The sequence below is a fragment of the Massilia putida genome, from assembly GCF_001941825.1.
GTDB classification, from domain to species: Bacteria; Pseudomonadota; Gammaproteobacteria; order Burkholderiales; family Burkholderiaceae_D; genus Telluria; species Telluria putida.
Genome location: NZ_CP019038.1, coordinates 6,284,920 through 6,305,485, shown reverse-complemented (window position 1 = coordinate 6,305,485; position 20,566 = coordinate 6,284,920). Strand labels below are relative to the sequence as shown.

Genomic DNA, 20,566 nt, shown 5'->3' with positions numbered 1-20,566 from the left:
CGGGCGCCCTGCTCCGGCGATTGATCCTGGCAGCACATGACCGCACCCGCGCGCACGCTCGCACTCTTCATTTCCGACCTGCACCTGCAGGCATCCCACCCGCGTACGGCCGAGGCGTTCTTCCGCTTCCTGGCCGAACGCGCGGCACAGGCCGGGCAGCTTTATCTGCTTGGCGACATCTTCGAATACTGGGCCGGCGACGACGACCTCGCCGATCCGTTCAATGCCGGCGTCGCCGCGGCGCTGCGCCGGGTGAGCGACGGCGGCACGGCCGTCTACTGGCTCGGCGGCAACCGCGACTTTCTCGTCGGCACCGGCTTTGCCGAAGCGGCCGGCCTCACCTTGCTGCACGAGCCGTACGTCGCGACGATAGCCGGACGCAAGGTCGCGCTCGTGCACGGCGACGCCCAGTGCACGGACGACGTCAAGTACATGGCGTTCCGCGCGCAGGTGCGCGACCCGGCATGGCAGCGCCAGTTCCTCGCCATGCCGCTGGCCCAGCGCAAGGCGATCATCGCCGGATTGCGCGAAGGCAGCCGCGCGGCCCACGGCGAAAAATCGTACGAGATCATGGACGTCACCCCGGCCGCCGTCGCCGCACTGCATGCGGACAGCGGCACCGACGTCATCATCCACGGCCACACGCACCGCCCCGCCCTGCACGAGGCCGACGGCTTGCGGCGCTACGTGCTGCCCGACTGGGAACTCGATACAGATCCGGCCACCGAGCCCGTACGCGGCGGCTGGATCGCGATCACCGAAGACGGACGCATCCTGCGTCATGACCTCGACGGTCACGTACTCTGACCGTCCCCCCTCTCAATCCTGCTAGGTAGTCCCACGCCAGCCCTGTATTGACTCGCGCCGACCTGGTGTTATACTTCACTACAACACCACAACCGTACATCACCAACATGGAGGCAGGCATGACATGGACTGCACAACCACGACGCGAGGCCGGCTATGACGATCGGCTGGAATGACAACTCGCCAATCTATCGGCAGTTGAAAGACAAGGTGATCGGTATGATGCTCGATGGCGCTCTGAAGGCCGGGGATCCGCTCCCCTCCGTGCGCCAGATCGCAGCCGAATACCAGCTGAATCCGATCACGGTCTCGAAGGCTTACCAGGAACTGGTCGACGACAACTTAGTAGAAAAACGAAGGGGGATCGGTATGTATGTCATGGAAGGCGCGAGCGAGAAATTGCTCGCCAGCGAAAGGGAGCGTTTCCTGCGCGAGGAATGGCCGGCGATGCTGGAGCGCATCCGCCGCCTCGGCCTCAACATCGAGCAATTGCTGCGCGAACCGGTCGGAGGCGGGAAATGAGCGCCGTGATCGAAGCCCGGAGCCTGACGAAGCGCTACGGCAAGCGCACGGCCGTGGACGGCATCGACTTCACCATCCCCGCCGGCCGCATCGTCGGCCTGATCGGCCCGAACGGCTCGGGCAAGACCACCACCCTCAAGGCCGCGCTGGGCCTGATCCCGTTCGAAGGCCAGCTGTCCGTGCTGGGCCTCGACCCGCGCACCCAGCGCGACGAACTGATGCAGGACGTCTGCTTCATTGCCGACGTCGCGATCCTGCCGCGCTGGCTGCGCGTACGCGACGCCATCGACTTCGTGGCCGGCGTGCACCCGCGCTTCAACCGTGAAAAGGCCGAGCGCTATATCGCCAACACCAAGCTGCATCCGTCGATGAAGGTCAAGGAAATGTCCAAGGGCATGATCGTGCAACTGCACCTGGCCCTCGTGATGGCGATCGACGCGAAGCTGCTCGTGCTGGACGAACCGACCCTCGGCCTGGACATCATCTACCGCAAGCAGTTCTACCAGAACCTGCTGGAAGACTATTTTGACGAGCACAAGACGATCGTCATCACGACGCATCAGGTCGAAGAGGTCGAACACATCCTGACCGACCTGATGTTCATCCGCGACGGCCGCATCGTGCTGGCCGCGTCGATGGAAGAGATCGGCGAGCGCTATATCGAAGTCATGGTCCCGCAAGAAAAACTAAGCGCCGCCAACGCGCTGCAGCCGATCGACCGCCGCACCGTGTTCGGCAAGGCCGTGCTGCTGTTCGATGCCGGCCCCGGCGGCGCGTCGCGCCAGCAGCTGGCCGCCCTCGGCGAAACCCGCAATCCGAGCGTCGCCGATCTGTTCGTCGCGACGATGAAAGGAACCTACGCATGAACACGAAAATGAGCACCAATAAAAGTGCCGACACCATGAAATGGCTGCTGCGGCGCGAATTCTGGGAGCACAAGGGCTCGATGTTCTGGGCACCGCTCATCGTCGGGGCGCTGCTCGTCGTACTGCTGGGCTGCACCATCACCTACGGCATCTTGCAGCATGGCCTGCCGGCGCACGTGACGATCAACGGCCAGACGCTCCGGCACGCCCGCCTGGACGCGCTCCTCCCCGATGAAACAAGAATGCTCGTCGGAATGCTCGCCAGGGGCCTGTACCTGGGCGCCGCGACGCCACTGTTCGCGATTGTGACCGGCGTCGTGTTCTTCTACTGCCTGGGCGCCCTGTACGACGAGCGCCGCGACCGCAGCATCCTGTTCTGGAAATCGCTGCCCGTGTCCGATCCGATGACGGTGGTGTCCAAGGCCGTCACCGCGCTGGTCGTGGCACCCGTGATCACGCTCGCGCTGGCCATGGCCGCATCACTGACCCTGCTGTTCATCGCCTGCATGGTGCTCAGCACGCAGGGCCTGAACCTGTTCGCCGCGTTATTGGCGTCGCCCGATCTGTACCTGTCGCCGCTGCGCCTCGCCGCCCTGCTCCCGGTGTACGTCGTATGGGCACTGCCGACCGTGGGCTGGCTGATGCTCGTGTCGAGCTGGGCGAAGTCGAAGCCCTTCCTGTGGGCCGTGGGTGCACCGATCGTCACGCTGGTCGTCATCAAGTGGATCAACGCGGCGCTCGAGAATTTCTCCGGCCAGACACTGCTGCTGGCGCATTACGCGAGCGACGTCGTCGCCCGCATCCTCGCAGGCATCGTGCCCGGCATCTGGTTCGCGTTCCAGGGCCACGGTCCGGCGGGCATGCGCCCGGCCGAGAACGGCGCCGACATGAGCGCCCTCGTGCCCCAGTCGTACATGTCGCTGGCAGGTATCGATGCCTGGATCGGCGTGGCGCTGGGCGTCGCGATGCTGTACGCGGCGATCCGCATGCGCCGCTGGCGTGATGAGGGCTGAGCGATGCGCCATCTGTTGGTACCGGCAGGCAGCTGTACGGACGCGAAAACGCCTGCGCAAAATGGAAGCATCGATGGCCGAACGATGCGCGCGGCCCTGCTGTTCCGAGCCGCGCCGGCCGTCGTCGCGCATGCCCAGGACGACGTCGCGCCGGGCGCCAGCCGCGAAGGCGTCGTGCACGTGAATGCCATCAAGAATCCGGAGCTGCATTCGTACCGCGCCATCGCAGCCGGGATCGACACGTTCGATGAGCAGCACGCGCTCGCCCCTGCCCTCGTCGATCTCGCCGACGAATCCGCAAACCCACAGGGAGCCGCACCATGAGCGTCATCCGCCCCGTCCTGTTGCTGTGCGCCCTGCTGGCCGGCTGTCTTCGCGCCGCGCACGCCGACGAACCCGTGCCGTCGGTCCACGTGGCCGGCATCACGAATCCGGAAATGCGCTCCTACCGCAGCGTCGCCGCCGGCCTCGACGCCTTCGACGCCAACCGCGCGCTGGCACCGAACGCGACGCTGCGCTTCCGCATGCGGCATGCCGACGGCGCTCCGGCCGACGCGGGCGAAGGCCTGCAGCTGCGGCTGGCGAGCGACGACGGCAGCTTCCAGGAAAACGTGCCGATCGACGCCGCCGGCCTGCTCGCCGTGGCACGCAACCAGGCCGCCTACGACGCGGACGCCACCTTCATCCTGAACCGGAAGAACGGGCTGTACACGGCCCACCCGGAGGTGCGCACGGCCGGCTTGCCGGACAACGTGCGCCGGCTGGGCGACCTGCGCCTGGAATGCCGGGTGACCATCGCCATCTTCAAGGAACAGATTCCATTCCTGGCGAAAGCAACGCTCAATACGCTGATGCTGACGTCCGACTGGTGCGCCAAGAAGGATTTCAACTACGGCGCGATCGCCCTGCGCAAGGGCGTGCGGGCCGTGCTGCGCGACGGCGAGCGTGTGCGCGCGCTGGAAACCCACGGGTGGAATGCGATGGTGCCGATCGGCGACACGGCGTGGCCGGATGACGCCATCGTCCAGTTCGACGACGGCACATCCGAAAACGTTACTCGAACTGCTGACGGAACGCCGCGAACTGCGCCTTGAGCTCGTCGACTTCGCTGCGCAGCGCGGCCACTTCCTGCTCCAGCTGGGCCACGCGGGCGCCGGTCGAACCGCCGCCCGAAGCGCCGGCGGCGTTGCCGCCCGCGTCCATTTTCGCGACGTCGATCGGACCACCCAGCAAATGCCCGTAGCGGGATTCCTTGGTGCCGGGCGCGCGCTCGAGGCGCGCGACGAGCGGCGGATATTTGTCGATCAGGAATTGCAGCGCGCTCTCCACCTCGGCCACCGACTTGAAGTCGTGCAGGCGGCCCGTGCGGCTGCGGATCTCGCCGGCCGTCTGCAGGCCGCGCAGCATCAGCACCGTCAGCACGGCGACCTTGTCCTGCTCGAGCGTCCACTTGATGCGCATGCGGTGCTCGTACTTGATGACGCGCGCGCCGGCCTGGGCGATGCCGTTTACGAGCTTGCGCTGCATGAGCCGCTGCAAGGTGTCGTGGACGACGTCTTCGGACAACTGCATCACGGGATCGCGGCTGGACAGCTGGTTGCAGCCGTTCATCACCGCATTCAGCGACATCGGGTAATTGTCGGGCGTGAGCGCCTCTTTTTCGGCGAGCACGCCCAGGACGCGGATTTCGTTGGGGTCGAGGTCGGAGGCCGGGTCGAAGCTGCCCGGGATGTCGTCTTGCATCAGTGGTCCTTTATTCTACGAGCCGGTTCAGTTGTGCCTGGTCGAGTTTATCACTCTCGTCCGGTGTATGGCAGCGGATACCGGCCGCCTTCATCGTCGCGCACATCCGTTCGATCTGCTCGTCCTGCTGGGCCACGTGGTTGATCAGGTTGCGCAGGGCCTTCGACAGCGGATCGTCGCCGTTCGGTGTGACGCCGTAGGCGGCGAACATCTGGGCGCTGCGCGACTGGTCTTCCTTGCGCACGATATGGGCCGGGTTGCCGACGGCCGTCGCGCCCGCGGGAACCGGTTTCACCACGACGGCGTTCGAGCCGACCTTGGCATATTCGCCCACCGTGAACGCGCCCAGCACCTGGGCGCCGGCGCCGACGATCACGCCGCGCTCGAGCGTCGGATGGCGCTTCGTGCCAGCCACCAACGTGGTGCCGCCCAGGGTGACGCCCTGGTAGATCGTGCAATCGTCGCCGACGACGGCCGTCTCGCCGATCACGACACCGAAGCCGTGATCGATGAACACGCGGCGGCCGATCGTCGCCCCCGGGTGGATTTCGATGCCGGTGAGCACGCGCGCGAAGTAGGAGATGAACCTGCCGAGCCACCGGAAACCTGCACGCCAACAGGCATGCGCCCAGCGGTGCATGACGACGGCATGCAGGCCCGGGTAGCAGGTGAGCACTTCCCATGCGTTGCGGGCCGCAGGGTCGCGTTCGATGATGCTCTGGATATCTTCGCGCAGATTGGAAAACATAGTCGTGATTCGTGCAAGTGAGACAGCATGGTAGCTTATCCGCGCCGTACTTGCTTATGAGGGAATCGATTTTGGGGAGAGGCCCGGAGCCGTCGTTCCCGGCATTGCCGGAAACGATTTCCCGCGAACGCGGGAATCCATGCCGAGCAACGGAATTCGGTATGCCGGATAGGCAGCGACGCTTTTGAAATACGCGCTTCGGCGGCTCAGTATGGGTCCCCGCGAAGGCGGACGGCCAGTCCGGGGACGACGGCAGCCTTACTGCGCTTCGCGCGCCAGGCGCTGGCGGCGTGCCTCGTACAGGCAGACGCCGGAAGCCACGGAGACGTTCAGGCTCTCGACCGAGCCGAACATGGGGATACTGACCAGCATGTCGCAGGTTTCGCGGGTGAGCCTGCGCATGCCCTCGCCTTCCGAGCCCATCACGAGCGCCGTCGGGCCCGTGAAATCGCCTTCGTACAGGCCTTTGTCGGCATCGTCGGACGTGCCGATCAGCCAGATGCCCCGCTCCTTCAGGTCGCGCATCGTGCGCGCCAGGTTCGTCACGGTAATGTAAGGCACCGTTTCGGCGGCGCCGCTGGCCACCTTGGCCGCGGTCGCGTTCAGGCCGACGGAGCGGTCTTTCGGGGCGATGACGGCATGCGCACCGACGCCGTCCGCCACGCGCAGGCAGGCACCCAGATTGTGCGGGTCGGTGATGCCGTCCAGGATCAGCAGCAGCGGCGGCCCTTCGACTGCGTCCAGCAACTCGTCCAGGTTGCGCGCCAGCGACAGCTGGCTGGCGAACGCGATCACGCCCTGGTGGCGGCGGGTGCCGACGATCTTGTCGAGGCGCTCGGCCTCGACCGGCATCACGCGCACACCGGCCGACTTCGCGTTGGCGATCAGGTCCTGCATGCGGCGATCCTGGCGGCCGGCGTCGACGAAGATCTCTTCCACACTGGCGGCCTCGTGGCGAAGGCGCGAGGTCACGGCGTGGAAGCCAAAAATCATTTTATTTTTCATGCGTTACTTCTTCTTCCTGGTTTTGGACGCGCTCCTGGTGGGAGCGCTTTTTTTCGCCGCGGGCTTCTTGGCCGCGGTCTCGTTGGCTGCGGGTGCGGCATTCCGGTTGCCGCGACGGCTGCGCGTGGGCGGCACGAACACGACATCTTCTTCGCTCTCGTCGGTCGCGCCGAACGTGGACGCGGCCGGCTCGGCCGGGGTCACGCGCGCTTCCTGCTGCGACACCGGCACGGCGCCGCCGTTGGCGCCGCCTTTTGCTTTCCTGCGACGCGGCGGCTTCGGTTCCAGCGCGTCCAATGCCGCGGCGCGGGCCCGCTCCAGCGGCGCCGGCACGGTTTCCTCTTGCTTGGGCTGCGCCAGCACGAGGTCGATCTTGCGCGACTCCAGGTCGACGCGCGCCACCTGCACCGTCACGCGGCCCGTCAGCTGGTACACCTGGCCCGTGCGCTCGCCGCGCAGTTCGTGGCGCGTCTCGTCGTACTGGAAGTAATCGGTGCCGAGGCCCGTGACGTGCACGAGGCCTTCGACGAACAGCTGGTCGAGCTGGACGAAGATGCCGAACGGTGTCACGCCCGACATCACGCCCGTAAATTCCTCGCCGAGACGGTCCTTCATGTAGTAGCACTTGAGCCAGTTCTCGACGTCGCGCGACGCTTCGTCGGCACGGCGCTCGTTGGCCGAGCAGTGCACGCCCAGCGCGTCCCAGATCGTCAGGTCCTTCGGATTCTTCTGCTTGCCCTCAAGCTTGTCCTTGGCGGCCTGCTTGCGCACCGTTTTCGACACGGTCGTGTTCAGCTTCGACAGATCGATGCCGGTCGGCTCGTACTTCTTGCCTTTCAACACGGCCTTGATGGCGCGGTGCGTCAGCAGGTCGGGATAGCGGCGGATCGGGCTCGTGAAGTGGGCGTAGGCTTCGTACGCGAGACCGAAGTGGCCGACGTTGTCCGGGCTGTAGACGGCCTGCTGCATCGAGCGCAGCAGCATCGTCTGCAGCAGGGTCGCGTCCGGACGCTCCTTGATGCGCGTCATCAGCTCGGCATAGTCGCGCGCCTGCGGCGTCGTGCCGCCACCCAGGTTCAGGCCCACCTGCTTCAGGAAGGTCCGCAGCTGGTTCAGCTTTTCCTCGGTCGGCACGGCGTGGATGCGGAACGTGCTCGGCTGGTCGTGGCGGATGAGGAAGTCGGCCGCGCACACGTTGGCGGCCAGCATGCATTCCTCGATCAGGCGGTGCGCGTCGTTGCGGGTGCGCGGCAGGATCTTCTCGATCTTGCCCATCGCGTTGCAGACGATATACGTTTCCGTCGTCTCGAAATCGATCGCGCCCCGCTCCTGGCGTGCCTTCAGCAGCGCGCGGAACACCTCGTTCAGGTGCAGCAGATGCGGCACGATGCCCGGGCGGCGGCCCGCTTCCGGACCATTCGTGTTGCCCAGGATGGCCGCGACCTCGTTATAGGTCAGGCGCGCCGCCGAGTGCATCACGGCCGGGTAGAACTGGTAAGCCTTCACCTCGCCGTCGGTCGTCACGACCATGTCGCACACGAGCGTGAGGCGGTCGACGGCCGGGTTCAGCGAGCACAATCCGTTCGACAGCTTTTCCGGCAGCATCGGGATCACGCGGCGCGGGAAATACACGGACGTGGAGCGCTCCAGCGCATCGCTGTCCAGCGCGTCGTTCGGCTTGACGTAGTGGCTGACGTCGGCGATCGCCACGAGCAGGCGGTAGCCCTTCGTGCGGCCGATCTTGACGGGTTCGCAGTAGACGGCGTCGTCGAAGTCGCGCGCATCCTCGCCGTCGATCGTGACGAGCGGCACGTCGCGCAGGTCGACGCGGTCCGCGAGGTCGGCATCGCGCACCTCGTTCGGCAACTTGTTCGCCTGCTTGATGGCGGCCGGCGAAAAGATGTGCGGCACGCCGAACTTGCGCACGGCGATCTCGATCTCCATGCCCGGGTCGTCCAGTTCGCCGAGCACTTCGACGATCTTACCGGTGGGCTGGCGGAAGCGCGACGGCTGCTCGATGAGCTCGACGCTGACGATCTGGCCGGCCTTGGCCTTGCCGGGCGAGCCGGACACGAGGATGTCCTGGCCGATGCGCTTGTCTTCCGGCGCGACGACCCAGACACCGTTCTCGTTCAAGAGACGGCCGATGACGTGGGTATTGGCGCGCTCACGGACTTCGACGATCGTGCCTTCGGCGCGGCCGCGGCGGTCGGTGCCGACGACGCGGGCCAGCACGCGGTCGCCGTGCAGGACTTTTTGCATTTCCTTATCGGGCAGGAACAGGTCTTCGCCGCCCTCGTCCGGGATCACGAAACCGAAACCGTCGCGGTGCGCGCTGATGCGGCCGGAAATGAAACTGGAGTGGTCCGTCAGCGCATATTCGCCGGCCGGATTGGCGCGCAACTGGCCGTCGCGCTCCATCGCATTCAAGCGGCGCGCCAGCACGCCTTCCGCTTCCGGGTTGACTTGCAGGGCTCGGGCCAGGGCGCCGCTGTCGAGCGGCCCCCGGGCCTGACGGAACACGCCGAGGATTTCCTCGCGGCTTGGAATGGTATGAGTTGGGTGCTTCAAATTGGTATTCTTATCTTTTCAGTAGTGGCGCCGTCCATCTGTCTGACGGCGCGGATATCGTTACATTGACACGTGGGCACGCGTAGTGTAACGGAGGACCGGCGGATTCGCCTAACGTCGCCCGCGAACCGTGCAGGCAATGTCCTGCTCGGAGGGCCTTTGACATTTGCCATCCATCCGCTATACTTTCGGTCTCTTCGGAAACGGCCCAGCCGGAAAACGAAGACGCTGCACAGGCGATGCGCGCTCAGAACGAACGAAAGTTGGTCTAGCGCAAAATGGCAAAGCCTGATATCGTAGCGGAATTCGACGGCGACGTCGAGCAATGCAAGCAAAGCGGTCCAATGCCCACGTGGCGGAATTGGTAGACGCGCATGGTTCAGGTCCATGTGCCGCGAGGTGTGGGGGTTCGAGTCCCTCCGTGGGCACCAGCTGGCGAGCATTTGCGTAGGGTGGGCTCCACGAGCCCGCGCGGAAACAAGAGTAGTGGCGGTAGATTGCCCACGTGGCGGAATTGGTAGACGCGCATGGTTCAGGTCCATGTGCCGCGAGGTGTGGGGGTTCGAGTCCCTCCGTGGGCACCAAAAGCTACCTTGTTGTTGCTGTACGTTTGAAGTTTTGCATGCCCACGTGGCGGAATTGGTAGACGCGCATGGTTCAGGTCCATGTGCCGCGAGGTGTGGGGGTTCGAGTCCCTCCGTGGGCACCAAAAGCTACCCTGTTGTTGCTGTACGTTTGAAGTTTTACATGCCCACGTGGCGGAATTGGTAGACGCGCATGGTTCAGGTCCATGTGCCGCGAGGTGTGGGGGTTCGAGTCCCTCCGTGGGCACCAAAAGCTACCCGGCCATAACGGCCACCAGAATTCTGGCGCAAAACGCCGCAATCTTTGCAGAAGGATTGCGGCGTTTTGCGTTTACCGGTCGCCGGCGACCGGCATTGACACCAGGTGCCGCGCGAGGAACGCCCCGATGCGCCGTTCATAGTCCGCAGGCGCGTAGGCGTGCAGGTCCACGTGCGCGGCGCCCTCCACCACCCATAAGTCCTTTGGCTGCGCGGCGGCCGCGAACAACCGCTGCGTTTCGGGCAAGGTCGTGTGCAGGTCGGCGCCGCCGGCGGCGATCAGCACCGGCGCATTCAACTGCGCGATGTGCGCGATCGGGCGCAGCGCATCGGACCGGATGTTCAGGCGCAGCGGCAACTGCCACAGCAGCAGCGCGGACAGCGGCCCGCCCACCGGCCCCAGCCGCATGCGCAGGCGGTTCGCGACGGCTTCCTCGATCGTCGGATACATCGCTTCCAGCACCACCGCGTCGACCGGCGGACAGTCGCGGCACAACACGAGCGACGCCGCCCCCAGCGACACGGCGATCACGCCGATGCGCTGCCCCGGCGCCCGGCGCCGCAGTTCCACGAGCGCGGCCCGGACGCCTTCCCCTTCGCGCAGCCCGAACGTCACGAACGACGCCGTGCTGGCGCCCTGGCCCGGCAAGTCGATCAGCAGCACGGCATAGCCTTGCGCCTGCAGGAAGCGGGCCCGGGCGGCCATGTCGCGGCGGTCGCCGTGGATACCATGCAGCAGCAGCACGGCGCCGCGGCCGCGGCCCGCCAGGAAGGAGCCGGCCACGCGCTGGTCCGGGGCCGGATGCAGCACCACGTCCTCCGCGCCGAGTGCGGGCAGCGCCACGGGACGCGTCTCGACCGCGATCAGCTTCGATCCGACCGCCCAGACGATGGCGGCGCCCACCAGCACGATCATGGCGAGCGCGATCAGGCAGGCGGACGGCGACAGACGAACGAGCATGGCTCTAGTCGGCCGCCAGGTCGTCCAGGATGGGGCAGTCGGAGCGCGCGTCGCCGTGGCAGGAACTGGCCAGCGAGGCCAGGGTACGCTTCATCGCTTCCAGCTCCTCGATCTTGCGGTCCAGTTCATCGATGTGTGCGAGCGCGAGGCGGCGCACGTCGGCGCTGGCGCGGTGCTTGTCGCGCCACAGCGCCAGCAGATCGGCGATCTGGTCCAGCGAAAAACCCAGCGCGCGACCCCGATGGATGAATTGCAGCATGCGCACGTCGTCCGTGCCGTAGAGCCGGTAGCCGGCCTCCGTGCGTCGCGCCGGCGGCAGCAGGCCGATGGCCTCGTAATGACGCACCATCTTGGCCGTCACGCCGGACGCGCGCGCCGCTTCGCCGATGTTGAACCCCGTAGCCTGTGCAGAAACGCTCATGATCTCTTCCTTCGATGAGTGGCCAGCATACACCTTCCCACGATGGGAAGCTCAAGGTTGCTTGACTTGCCGCGCCAAGCGGTTAAGCTCGGGACACCATGAAGAAGACTGTCCTGATCGCACTGGGCCTCGCCCTCGCCGGCCCCATCGTCCTGAACGCGGCGCCGGCGCCCTGGTATCACTGGCGCAGCAAGAGCACCGGTGCGCTCGTCTGTTCGCAGACCCCGCTGGGCGACGGCTGGGCGCGCGCCGACGGCCCTTATCGTGACGCCCATTGCGAAAAACCAACGTCTGCTAAATAATTGAATTGCATCACATCGTCCGAAACGAAGAGGAGCAACACCTGGTCGCCGTAGTTTCCTAACCGAGGAGAAATCGATGTTCAACAATCCCGAGCAATTCGCATCCGCCACCAAGACCCTGTTCGACCTGCAGATGCAGACCTTCAACGCCCTGGCCAGCAAGGCCGTGCAGGGCGTCGAGCAGGTGGTGGCGCTGAACCTGGCGACCGCCAAGCAATCGATGGAAAACACGCTGGAAGCGGGCCGCCAGCTCAGCCAGGCGCAGGACCCCAAGGCAGCCATGGATGCCCTGTCCTCGCGCGTGCAGCCGGGCGTGTCGGAAGCGGCCGCCTACGGCGACCAGCTCAAGGTGATCATCGGCGACATCAAGAAGGAATTCGAGCAGGCCGCCGACACTCACCTGGCCGAAGCGAAGAACACCTTGTCGGCGCTGATCTACGACGTCACCCAGAACGTCAAGCCGGGCCAGGAAAACGCGGTGGAGATCATCAAGGCCGCGATCGAAAACGCCTTCAAGGGCTACGAACAGGTGACGCAATCGACGCGCGAAGCCATGCGCCGCGTCGAGGAACAGGTCGCGCGCGCGACCGAGCAGCTCAAGGCCGCCCAGTCGCAAGGGCAGACGTCGCATTGATTCAGGACGGCCGCGGCCCCACGCCCAGCATCTCTTCGATGTGGGCGAACGCCGCGTCGTCCTTCACCACCGACCGCAACCACACATGCAGGGGCTGTTCGCCCCACTGCGCAGCCTTGTCGGCCAGGTAGGCGACGGGGCTGTGCGGCTCCGTGCGGCGGAAATAATCCGCCACCGCGCGCAGTTGGGCCAGCGCCTGGGCGCGCGACTGCAGCGGCCCGGCCGCCGCCGCGGCCTGTACCGGCGCCGCGAGCGCGCCCCCGGCCGCGACCGGCACCGGCACCGCTTCCTTCAACGCCGGCTTGATGAACAGGACGAGGCTCTCCAGAGCCGAACGCGCCGCGCTGAAGCTAGGACCATCGGCCCCGAGCACGGCGTCGACGCTCTTTTCCAGCCGGTCGAGCGCGGCCGCGCAATGCTCGCAGTCGCGCATCAGATTGGTGTAGAACGTCTGCGACGTGCGCTGGCGCGCCCCTTCCAGCTTCGCCAGCGCGTCGCCGCCCTGCATGCGCGCAGCGTCGAAATCGCGCAGCGCGTGGCCGTCCGCACCCTCGGTCAGCGGCACGCCGCACAACCAGGGCGCGATGCGCGCGGCCAGCCACGCCAGGTTGCCGATGCGCCGCTCGACGCCATCCTCGTCCGGCAGCGGATACAGGCCGTCCCAGTAACGCTCGCACAGCATGGCGCTCAAGAGAAGGCTGTCGCCGAATTCGCGCAAGCCGGCCGTGCGCACGGCGGCTTCCGCCAGCCAGACGGCCAGCTGCAAGTCCTTGCTGCGCTGTTCGATCAATTGGGCGCACTGGCGCGCGACGAACTTCCAGTCCGCTTCCTTCAGCTCCGTGACCCACGCGCCCTGCTCCAGCGACGGATCGTCGGCCTGGCGGGCGCGCACGATGGCGTCGATCTCGCTGGAAAACGCGAGGTCCTCGCCGCAGGGCTTGTCGGCGCTGACGGGCGCCAGCAGCCGTTCCAGGTTCAGCATGATGGCCTCCTTATGCCGGTTCGACGGCGTAACGGATCTTGCCCGTCTTGGTCGCGCTGACCTTCACCTTGCCGATCGCGCCGCCTTCCGCCATGCGCGCCAGCACCGAGTCCGCGATCTCCGGCAGCAAGGTGCCGCTCAGGATCGTGTCGACATTGCGCGCCCCCGAATCGACCTCCGTGCAGCGCGCCAGCACGGCCGCCACGAGCGCGTCGTCGTATTCGAAGCGGGCGTTGTGGTTCGCGGCCACGCGCTGCTTGATGCGGTCCAGCTTGAGCCGGATGATGTTGCCGAGCACCGCGTCGTCGATCGGGTAGAACGGCACCACTGTCAGGCGGCCCAGGAACGCGGGTTTGAAATGCTTCATGAGGCTGGGCCGGATCAGCTCCGCCAGGGCGTCCGGTGCCGGACGTTCGTGCGGCGCCTTGTTCAGGCAGGCCTGCATGATCTGGCTCGACGCCGCGTTCGACGTCAGGATGATGATCGTGTTGCGGAAGTCGATCTGGCGGCCTTCCGCATCGTCCAGCACGCCCTTGTCGAACACCTGGAAGAACAGTTCGAGCACGTCCGCGTGCGCCTTTTCCACTTCGTCGAGCAGCACGACGCTGTACGGATTGCGCCGCACGGCTTCCGTCAGCACGCCGCCCTCGCCATAGCCCACATAGCCCGGTGGCGAGCCTTTGAGGCCGGAGACGCTGTGCGCTTCCTGGTATTCGCTCATGTTGATGGTGACGAGCTTGCGCTCGCCGCCGTACAACAGGTCGGCCAGCGCGAGCGCGGTCTCCGTCTTGCCGACGCCGGACGTGCCGACGAACAGGAACACACCCTTGGGCTTGTTCGGGTCTTCGAGATGCGCGCGTGCGGTGCGCACGCGCTGGGCGACGATGCGGCTGGCATGGCCCTGGCCGAGGATCCGTTCGTCCAATAAACCCTGCAGATTCATCACGGTGCGGATCTCGTCCTTCACCATGCGCCCGAGCGGAATCCCGGTCCACGCGGCGACGACGGCGGCCACCGCTTGGCCATCGACCTGCACGGGCACGAGCGGCGTCTCGCCCTGCAGCGCGTGCAGTTCCTCCACCTTGGCGCGCAACGCCGGGCTGTCGCCCTGCCCCGCTTCCAGGCGCGCGCGCAGCGCGTGGATCTCGGCGCACAGCGCCTGCTCGCCATCCCAGCGCGCTTGCAGGCGTCCCTGCTCTTCCAGCGCGGCGGACCGTTCGGCGCGCAGCGCGGTCAGCGCGGCGGCATGGTCCGCGCCCGCGCTCTCCTCGCGCACGAGGGCCTGGATGCGGGCGTCCAGGCGCTCCACCTTGCGCGCGCAATCCTCCAGCGCGGCGGGGGTCGCCTTCTGGCCCAGCGCGACCTTGGCGCACGCCGTATCGAGCACGCTGACCGCCTTGTCCGGCAGCTGGCGCCCGCTGATGTAGCGGTGCGACAGGCGCACCGCTTCCCCGATCGCCTCGTCGTAGATGCGCACGCCGAAATGCGCCTCCATCAACGGGGCCATCGCGCGCAGCATGGCGCATGCCGTCTCCTCGCTCGGCTCCTCGACCTTCACCACTTGGAACCGGCGCGCCAGCGCGGCATCCTTTTCGAAGTATTTCTTGTATTCGCTCCACGTCGTCGCTGCCACGGTGCGCAGTTCGCCGCGCGCCAGTGCGGGTTTCAGCAGATTCGCTGCATCGTTCTGGCCGGCCGTGCCGCCCGCGCCGATCATCGTGTGGGCCTCGTCGATGAACAGTATGATCGGGTGCAGGCTTTTTTTCACTTCGTCGATCACGTTTTTCAGGCGGTTCTCGAACTCGCCCTTGACGCTTGCACCGGCCTGCAGCAGGCCCAGGTCCAGCACGTGGATCTCGACACCTCGTAGCGCATCCGGGACGTCGGACACGTCGCCAAGCGCGACGCGCAGCGCGAGACCTTCGACGACGGCCGTCTTGCCCACGCCCGCCTCGCCGGTCAGGATCGGATTGTTCTGGCGCCGGCGCATGAGGATGTCGATGACTTGCCGGATCTCGGCATCGCGCCCGATCACGGGATCGAGCTTGCCTTCGCGCGCGCGCGCCGTGAGGCAGGTCGTGTACTGGTCGAGCGCGGGCGTCTTGCCGGGCGCGCCCGCCTGCAGTTCGCTGACCGGGTCCGCGGACGGCACCTGCGGCTCGGCCACGACCGCCGGCGCTTCGTCGGAACCGTGCGTGAGCTTGTCGAAGTCGTGCTTCAGGCGGTCGAGCGGGAAGCCGGCGAAATGGCGCGACGCGCGCTGCGCGAGCTGAGCGAGGCCGGGCTCCGTCAACAGCGCGAACAGCAGGTGGCCGCTGCGGATGCGCTGGGGCTGGCCCCCAGTGTTCAGCGAGGCGATCAGCCAGGCGTGCTCGAACAGCACCGGCAGGTGGCGCGAAAACACGGGCGTGCGTGCGCTGCCCGACGGCAGGCGCTCGACTTCGCGGCGCAGGTCGGATTCGAGACCCGTCGTGCTGATGCCCGCCTCGCGCGCCACCACCACCAGGTCGCTCCCGGGCTGCTCCAGCAGCGCGAGGAACAGGTGTTCGATGTCGACTTCGTACTGGCCGAACCCGACGCAGATGCCGGCCGCGCGCGTGGCGGCGGCGCGCGTGACGTCGTTCAGCTTGGCGATCAGGGTCTTGAGGTTGATATCCATGTCGATGTCCTTTGTGTGGTGGCCCTGCTGATCGCGTAGTTCAGCGAGGATGGCTGCAGCACGGCATTGAAATTGACCGGTTCGACGTCGGGGCCGGCCTGTAGGGTCGCGTTGATCACGAACCTGAGGCGGTTGACGCCGCCCTGCTCGTCTTCCAGCGCGGCGCTGACGTTTTTCAGGCGCGGCTCGTGGCGCTCGATCGCCTCCTCGAGGCAGGCGCAGATCGCGGCCCGGTCCTCGCTGCTGGAGAGGCAGAATGCGGCGAAGTCCGTCAGGCCGTAGTTGAGGATGGAGGCGCGCGCCAGCGGATAGGCGTCGAAGGTTGCCGGTGGCATGCCGGCGCGGGCGTTCAGCAGGGCTTCCAGGTCGCGCGCGACGTTGTCCTTGAGTTGCTCGGCCCCCGGACGGCCGGGGTGGGCCTGCTGTCCCATCAGGCGGTCCAGCAGGCCGGGAAGATAGGCTGTCATCGCTGCTCCCGTTCAAAGCCGCAGGAAAAAACGCCGCGGCCCGGAGACCGCGGCAAACGCGGGGAATGTGGGAGTGGCGCGTCAAACGACCCGGTTGGTGGCGAGATCCCAGCCGCCCGACGTATTGCCGCCGGCGCCGCCGCCGATCTTCTGCTGGGTGTACTTCCACTTGATCTTCGAGAATTTCAGGCCGACTTTCTCGTGCAGGAAGTCGCCTTCCGCGACCTGGGGCTTGACGGTGCCGATCAGGACGTTTTCGATCTCGATCTCGAAATACTTGACGCGTTCGCCCTGCCCGTCGGCGCGCATGAATTCGAATTTCGCCTTGGGGATCGTCTTGCCCGACGAGCAGGTCTGCAGCAGCAGCGGCGAGGACAAGTCGGCCAGCTTGGCGATCTCGATCTCGTCATGCTCGCAGCGCTCGGCGGTGTGGCCGCCGCCGGTCGACGCCGTCGCGGACTTGGGTTGCGTCACGCCCCAGTTGACCGATTTGCACTCGATCCAGTCCTTGTGCTTGTCGTCGGCCGACTCGCCCTTGATGCCGTCGATTTGCAGGTACACGTCAATTGCCATGTTCTACTCCAGTTCAGGTTATTGGAAGAATCAGTTCTTGGTCGATTGCGGCAACTCCGCGACCAATCGGAGCGAAACGGACAATTCGTCGAGCTGGAAATGCGGGCGCAGGAACGACACGGCCCGGTACACGCCGGGCCGCCCCGGCACCTCGGCCACTTGCACGCTCGCTTCGCGCAGCGGGAATTGCGCCTTCTGTTCCTGGCTCGCGTTATCGTCGAGGAGCACGTATTGCGTCAGCCAGCGGTTCAGATAATCCTCGACGTTGGAGGCCGCGGCGAAGCTGCCGATCTTGTCGCGCATCATGGCCTTCATGTAGTGCGCGATGCGCGACACGGCGAAGATGTATTGCAGCTGCGACGACAGCAGCGCGTTTGCGTTGGCCGCGTCGTTCGCGTACTTGCGGGCCTTCTGCGCCGACTGCGCGCCGAAGAACGCGGCGTACGACGTGTTCTTGCAGTGCACGAGCGAGATGAAGCCGAGGTCCGACAGCTCTTTCTCGCGGCGGTCCGTGATCGCCAGCTCCGTCGGGCATTTCAAGGCGATCTCGCCCTCGTCCGTCTTGAACGTGTGCGTGGGCAGATTCTCGACGAGGCCGCCGCCCTCGACGCCGCGGATCGCCGCGCACCAGCCATAATCCTCGAACGCCTTCGTCAGCTTGGTGGCGAAGGCATAGGCCGCGTTACACCACAGGTATTTCTGGTGGTCGGTCCCGTCCACGTCCTCGACGAAATTGAAGCCTTCCGTCGCGGTGCCGTCGGCCGGGTTGTACGGCAGCCGGCCCAGGAAACGCGGCAACGTCAGGCCGACGTAGCGCGCATCTTCCGATTCTCGGAACGCCTTCCATTTCGCGTATTCGACCGTGTCGAACACCTTCGCCAGGTCGCGCGGCTTGCCCAGGTCGCCGAAGCTCTCGACGCCGAACAGTTCCGGCCCCGCCGACGTGATGAACGGCGCATGGCTGGCCGCCGCCACATGCGACATCTGCTCGAGAAAATAGATGTCCTCGGGCTGGCGCGTGATCTCGAAGTCGCCGATCAGCGTGCCATACGGCGCGCCGCCGAAGCTGCCGAATTCCTCTTCGTAGACCTTCTTGAACAGCGTGCTCTGGTCGAATTCGAGCGCCGACTGGAAATCCTTCACGAGGTCGCGCTTGCTGGCATTGAGCATGCGCACCTGCAGGCCGGTGCCCGTCGCCGTGTTCTTGACGAGATAATGCAGGCCGGTCCAGCTGCGCTCCAGCTTCTGGAATTCGGGGGCGTGCATGATCGCGGACAGCTGGTCCGAGATCATCCGGTCCAGCTCCGCCAGGCGCGCATCGATCGTGGCCGACAGATTCGTCGACATGACCATCGTGCCTTCCATGACCTGGCTCACGAGCTCGGAAATGATGTCGCGCGCCCGTTCGTGCTCGCTGCTCGATTTCGCCACCCGGCTCTGCTCGACGATCTGGTCGAGCAGCGATACATCCAGTTCACCGGCGTGCGCCGACGCGGCATTGGCCGTCTCAAGGATCGCGCTCATGCGTCCTCCTTGCCCGGCTTGCCGCCGCCCTTGCGCAAGCTGCCCAGTTTTTCCGTGTTGGTCAGCACGTCGTTCAACAGGTCCTCCAGCTTGTCGTTGCCGGCCAGCTTGTTGCGCAGGTCGGCCAGCTTGGCGCGGGCGTCCAGCAGCCCCTTGAGCGGCGCCACCTGCTGCACGACGGCCTCCGGGCGGAAGTCGTCCATCTGCTTGAACTGCAGCTGCACGGCGAACTCGCCGCCTTCCGGCGACAGGTGGTTCTGCACGCGAAAGCTCGTCGCCGGCGCCACGCCACCCAGCACCTCGTCGAAATTGTCGGCATCGACGTTGACGAATTTGCGGTCCTTGAGACGTTTCTTGGGCGCGTCGGGATCGGTGCCGAAGTCGCCCAGCACACCGACCACGAACGGCAACTCCTTGTTCTCGATCGCGTCGCCGATCTCGACGTCGTACGTCATCTGCACGCGCGGCGCGCGCACTTTCTGCAGGCGTTTCTGCACGCTTTCATTCTTGGGCATATCGTCTCCAGTGAGGCTGTTGGCGGGTTATTTGAGCGTGCCGAACGGATCGCTCGATGCGGTAGAACGCGTGACCGACGCGGCGGCGGCCTTGCGCGAGGTCTCACGCGTGTGCGTGGCCGGTGGACGGTTGTTCGGCACCAGGACGTCTTCGTTCAGGCTCGTGCGCAGCAGCTTGGCGAGGTCCTGCGCCTCGGTCCGAACATTGCCCGTGAGGTTGTTCTTCTGGCTCAGATCGGCCAGCGCCTTGCTCGTCACGCGCAGGCCGCTCACGGCGACGATGCTGTTCGCCAGCGTGTCGTCCGGGTCGCGCTCCAGGGCTTCCAGCGCATCGACGATCGCTTCGCCATAGTTCGTGCTGTCGAAGTGCATCTGGGCCATGCGCACCCACGGAGTCTTGTCGGTCGGGAAAGTGCCGCCGGCCTTCTTGAGGATCGCATAGGCCTTGTCGTTCTGGCCCGCCAGCACGGCGGCGTCCGCTTCCGCCATCGCCGTCGCCATCGTCGACCCGGCCTTGGCGGCGGCATGGCTGGACTCCGGCGCGGTACTGGCGCAGGCCGACAGCAACGCGATACAGGTAAGGGGCACCGCGGCAAGCGGCATCAGGCGTTCGAATGGCATCTGGCTCTCCCGGTGTGAAATCAGACGCCATTATTGGTGAACGATTTCTCAGCAGAATTGCGTGCCATCAACACACCTTTACCGGCCGATTGTGCCTTGTCGAAAAGTCCGTTGCGCGGGCTCAGCGCACATGGCGGACAAAGCCGTTAAATCTTCCTGTCCTCATTACCAAATGCAAGGAGTGCCGATGATACGATCGTGGATGGGATGGTGTGGCCTGATCTGGATGCTCGGCGGCTGTGCCGGCGGCGGCGCGCTGGACGCGATCGGGCTGCGCAAGCCGCCGCCCGTGCCGGAATCCCAGCTGCCGCCGCGCAACGTGGTCGTGCACCTGCACGCCGCGCCACGGCTGAACGTGGATGCGCGCGGCCAGTCGCTGGCCCTGCTGGTGCGCATCTACAAGCTGCGCCAGCGCGGCGCGTTCGAACAGGCGCCCTATACCGCCTTCCTGTCCCCGCAGGCGGAACGCGAAGCGCTCGGCGCGGACCTCGTCGACGTCCGCGACGTCACGCTGGTGCCGGGGCGGCGTCTCGACGTCAACGACAGGCTGGCGCGCGACACGCCGTGGCTCGGCGTCGTCGCCCTGTTCCATGCGCCGGCCGAACACGGCTGGCGCGCCGTGTTCCCCGCCGCGGACGTCGAACAGGCCGGCGTCACCATCGGCCTTCACGCCTGCGCGCTGACGGTCGGCACGGGTGCTCTGCCTGCCGGCGATAGCGTCAAGCCTTTGTCTCTTGTCCACTGTCAATAAGCGCTGCAACGTTTCCAGCAAGCTAGAGATTTGTGAAGG

The 20,566-nt window shown here is 66.1% G+C and carries 22 protein-coding genes and 4 tRNA genes; 13 read left to right on the top strand and 13 right to left on the bottom strand.

All coding sequences use genetic code 11. The annotated features are described in order from the left end of the window. Nucleotides 1-36 precede the first annotated feature (36 nt). The 6 genes from BVG12_RS30345 to BVG12_RS30320 all read left to right on the top strand — a co-directional run bounded on the left by BVG12_RS30345 (nt 37) and on the right by BVG12_RS30320 (nt 4,302). Nucleotides 37-807 (top strand): UDP-2,3-diacylglucosamine diphosphatase, encoded by a 771-nt coding sequence (locus tag BVG12_RS30345; protein ID WP_075795653.1) that lies wholly within the window; start codon nt 37-39, stop codon nt 805-807. Between the two features lie 156 nt (nt 808-963). Next, nucleotides 964-1,329 carry a GntR family transcriptional regulator gene (locus BVG12_RS30340; protein ID WP_075795652.1) on the top strand — a complete coding sequence of 122 codons (366 nt, stop codon included), beginning with the start codon at nt 964-966 and terminating at the stop codon, nt 1,327-1,329. Then, complete coding sequence (locus tag BVG12_RS30335) at nt 1,326-2,195, top strand: ABC transporter ATP-binding protein (protein WP_075795651.1); 870 nt, start codon at nt 1,326-1,328, stop codon at nt 2,193-2,195. Before BVG12_RS30340 ends, BVG12_RS30335 begins: the two co-directional genes overlap by 4 nt. After that, the gene (locus BVG12_RS30330; RefSeq protein WP_075795650.1) at nt 2,192-3,208 is read left to right on the top strand and encodes a hypothetical protein; all 1,017 of its coding nucleotides are present in this window, start codon (nt 2,192-2,194) and stop codon (nt 3,206-3,208) included. Before BVG12_RS30335 ends, BVG12_RS30330 begins: the two co-directional genes overlap by 4 nt. A gap of 3 nt (nt 3,209-3,211) precedes the next feature. Further along, a complete protein-coding gene (locus BVG12_RS30325) occupies nt 3,212-3,532 on the top strand; it encodes a hypothetical protein (RefSeq protein WP_156895774.1) in 321 nt (106 codons plus the stop codon). Beyond that, nucleotides 3,529-4,302, top strand: coding sequence for a hypothetical protein (locus BVG12_RS30320; protein ID WP_075795648.1), 774 nt, complete (start codon nt 3,529-3,531; stop codon nt 4,300-4,302). The genes BVG12_RS30325 and BVG12_RS30320 overlap by 4 nt, the downstream gene beginning before the upstream one ends. On the opposite strand, the gene BVG12_RS30315 is transcribed toward BVG12_RS30320, so the two are convergent. From BVG12_RS30315 to rnr, 4 genes are all read right to left on the bottom strand, one after another. Further along, nucleotides 4,262-4,951: a YceH family protein gene (locus tag BVG12_RS30315; RefSeq protein ID WP_075795647.1), complete on the bottom strand. Its 690-nt coding sequence runs from the start codon at nt 4,949-4,951 to the stop codon at nt 4,262-4,264. The genes BVG12_RS30320 and BVG12_RS30315 overlap by 41 nt on opposite strands. Nucleotides 4,952-4,961: 10 nt before the next feature. Continuing rightward, complete coding sequence (gene cysE, locus BVG12_RS30310) at nt 4,962-5,699, bottom strand: serine O-acetyltransferase (RefSeq protein WP_075795646.1); 738 nt, start codon at nt 5,697-5,699, stop codon at nt 4,962-4,964. Nucleotides 5,700-5,957: 258 nt separating this feature from the next. Beyond that, nucleotides 5,958-6,704, bottom strand: a complete 747-nt coding sequence (gene rlmB / locus BVG12_RS30305; RefSeq protein ID WP_075795645.1) for a 23S rRNA (guanosine(2251)-2'-O)-methyltransferase RlmB — start codon at nt 6,702-6,704, stop codon at nt 5,958-5,960. 3 nt (nt 6,705-6,707) lie between these two features. Next, nucleotides 6,708-9,275: a ribonuclease R gene (rnr, locus tag BVG12_RS30300; RefSeq protein WP_075795644.1), complete on the bottom strand. Its 2,568-nt coding sequence runs from the start codon at nt 9,273-9,275 to the stop codon at nt 6,708-6,710. A 346-nt stretch (nt 9,276-9,621) separates the two neighbouring features. Here rnr and BVG12_RS30295 point away from each other — a divergent pair. The 4 genes from BVG12_RS30295 (at nt 9,622) to BVG12_RS30280 (ending at nt 10,109) form a co-directional block, all read left to right on the top strand. Then, nucleotides 9,622-9,706 (top strand) — tRNA-Leu (locus BVG12_RS30295). 68 nt (nt 9,707-9,774) lie between these two features. Next, nucleotides 9,775-9,859: transfer RNA gene (locus tag BVG12_RS30290), tRNA-Leu, on the top strand. A 40-nt stretch (nt 9,860-9,899) separates the two neighbouring features. After that, a tRNA-Leu gene (locus tag BVG12_RS30285) sits at nt 9,900-9,984 on the top strand. A 40-nt stretch (nt 9,985-10,024) separates the two neighbouring features. Then, nucleotides 10,025-10,109: transfer RNA gene (locus BVG12_RS30280), tRNA-Leu, on the top strand. An 81-nt stretch (nt 10,110-10,190) separates the two neighbouring features. Here BVG12_RS30280 and BVG12_RS30275 read toward each other — a convergent pair. Both BVG12_RS30275 and cueR read right to left on the bottom strand, forming a co-directional pair. Then, the gene (locus tag BVG12_RS30275) at nt 10,191-11,078 is read right to left on the bottom strand and encodes an alpha/beta hydrolase (protein WP_075795643.1); all 888 of its coding nucleotides are present in this window, start codon (nt 11,076-11,078) and stop codon (nt 10,191-10,193) included. Between the two features lie 4 nt (nt 11,079-11,082). Beyond that, nucleotides 11,083-11,499 carry a Cu(I)-responsive transcriptional regulator gene (gene cueR, locus BVG12_RS30270; RefSeq protein WP_075795642.1) on the bottom strand — a complete coding sequence of 139 codons (417 nt, stop codon included), beginning with the start codon at nt 11,497-11,499 and terminating at the stop codon, nt 11,083-11,085. A 98-nt stretch (nt 11,500-11,597) separates the two neighbouring features. Here cueR and BVG12_RS30265 point away from each other — a divergent pair, with 98 nt between their 5' ends. Further along, complete coding sequence (locus BVG12_RS30265; RefSeq protein WP_075795641.1) at nt 11,598-11,801, top strand: hypothetical protein; 204 nt, start codon at nt 11,598-11,600, stop codon at nt 11,799-11,801. Between the two features lie 76 nt (nt 11,802-11,877). Then, a complete protein-coding gene (locus BVG12_RS30260) occupies nt 11,878-12,435 on the top strand; it encodes a phasin family protein (protein ID WP_075795640.1) in 558 nt (185 codons plus the stop codon). 1 nt (nt 12,436) lies between these two features. Here BVG12_RS30260 and tssA read toward each other — a convergent pair whose 3' ends face one another. From tssA to BVG12_RS30225, 7 genes are all read right to left on the bottom strand, one after another. After that, nucleotides 12,437-13,417, bottom strand: a complete 981-nt coding sequence (gene tssA / locus BVG12_RS30255; RefSeq protein WP_075795639.1) for a type VI secretion system protein TssA — start codon at nt 13,415-13,417, stop codon at nt 12,437-12,439. Nucleotides 13,418-13,427: 10 nt separating this feature from the next. Beyond that, nucleotides 13,428-16,076, bottom strand: a complete 2,649-nt coding sequence (gene tssH / locus BVG12_RS30250) for a type VI secretion system ATPase TssH (protein WP_075795638.1) — start codon at nt 16,074-16,076, stop codon at nt 13,428-13,430. Continuing rightward, nucleotides 16,052-16,543 (bottom strand): type VI secretion system baseplate subunit TssE, encoded by a 492-nt coding sequence (gene tssE / locus BVG12_RS30245; RefSeq protein WP_075795637.1) that lies wholly within the window; start codon nt 16,541-16,543, stop codon nt 16,052-16,054. Before tssE ends, tssH begins: the two co-directional genes overlap by 25 nt. A gap of 81 nt (nt 16,544-16,624) precedes the next feature. After that, complete coding sequence (locus tag BVG12_RS30240) at nt 16,625-17,116, bottom strand: Hcp family type VI secretion system effector (RefSeq protein ID WP_075795636.1); 492 nt, start codon at nt 17,114-17,116, stop codon at nt 16,625-16,627. 30 nt (nt 17,117-17,146) lie between these two features. Next, the gene (gene tssC / locus BVG12_RS30235; RefSeq protein ID WP_075795635.1) at nt 17,147-18,640 is read right to left on the bottom strand and encodes a type VI secretion system contractile sheath large subunit; all 1,494 of its coding nucleotides are present in this window, start codon (nt 18,638-18,640) and stop codon (nt 17,147-17,149) included. Then, entirely contained in the window at nt 18,637-19,155 is a 519-nt protein-coding gene (gene tssB / locus BVG12_RS30230) for a type VI secretion system contractile sheath small subunit (RefSeq protein ID WP_075795634.1), read from the bottom strand. The genes tssC and tssB overlap by 4 nt, the downstream gene beginning before the upstream one ends. Before the next feature lie 27 nt (nt 19,156-19,182). Beyond that, nucleotides 19,183-19,776, bottom strand: a complete 594-nt coding sequence (locus BVG12_RS30225; protein WP_075795633.1) for a tetratricopeptide repeat protein — start codon at nt 19,774-19,776, stop codon at nt 19,183-19,185. Between the two features lie 187 nt (nt 19,777-19,963). Here BVG12_RS30225 and tssJ point away from each other — a divergent pair, with 187 nt between their 5' ends. Next, complete coding sequence (tssJ, locus tag BVG12_RS30220; RefSeq protein WP_075795632.1) at nt 19,964-20,527, top strand: type VI secretion system lipoprotein TssJ; 564 nt, start codon at nt 19,964-19,966, stop codon at nt 20,525-20,527. The last annotated feature ends 39 nt before the right edge of the window (nt 20,528-20,566 follow it).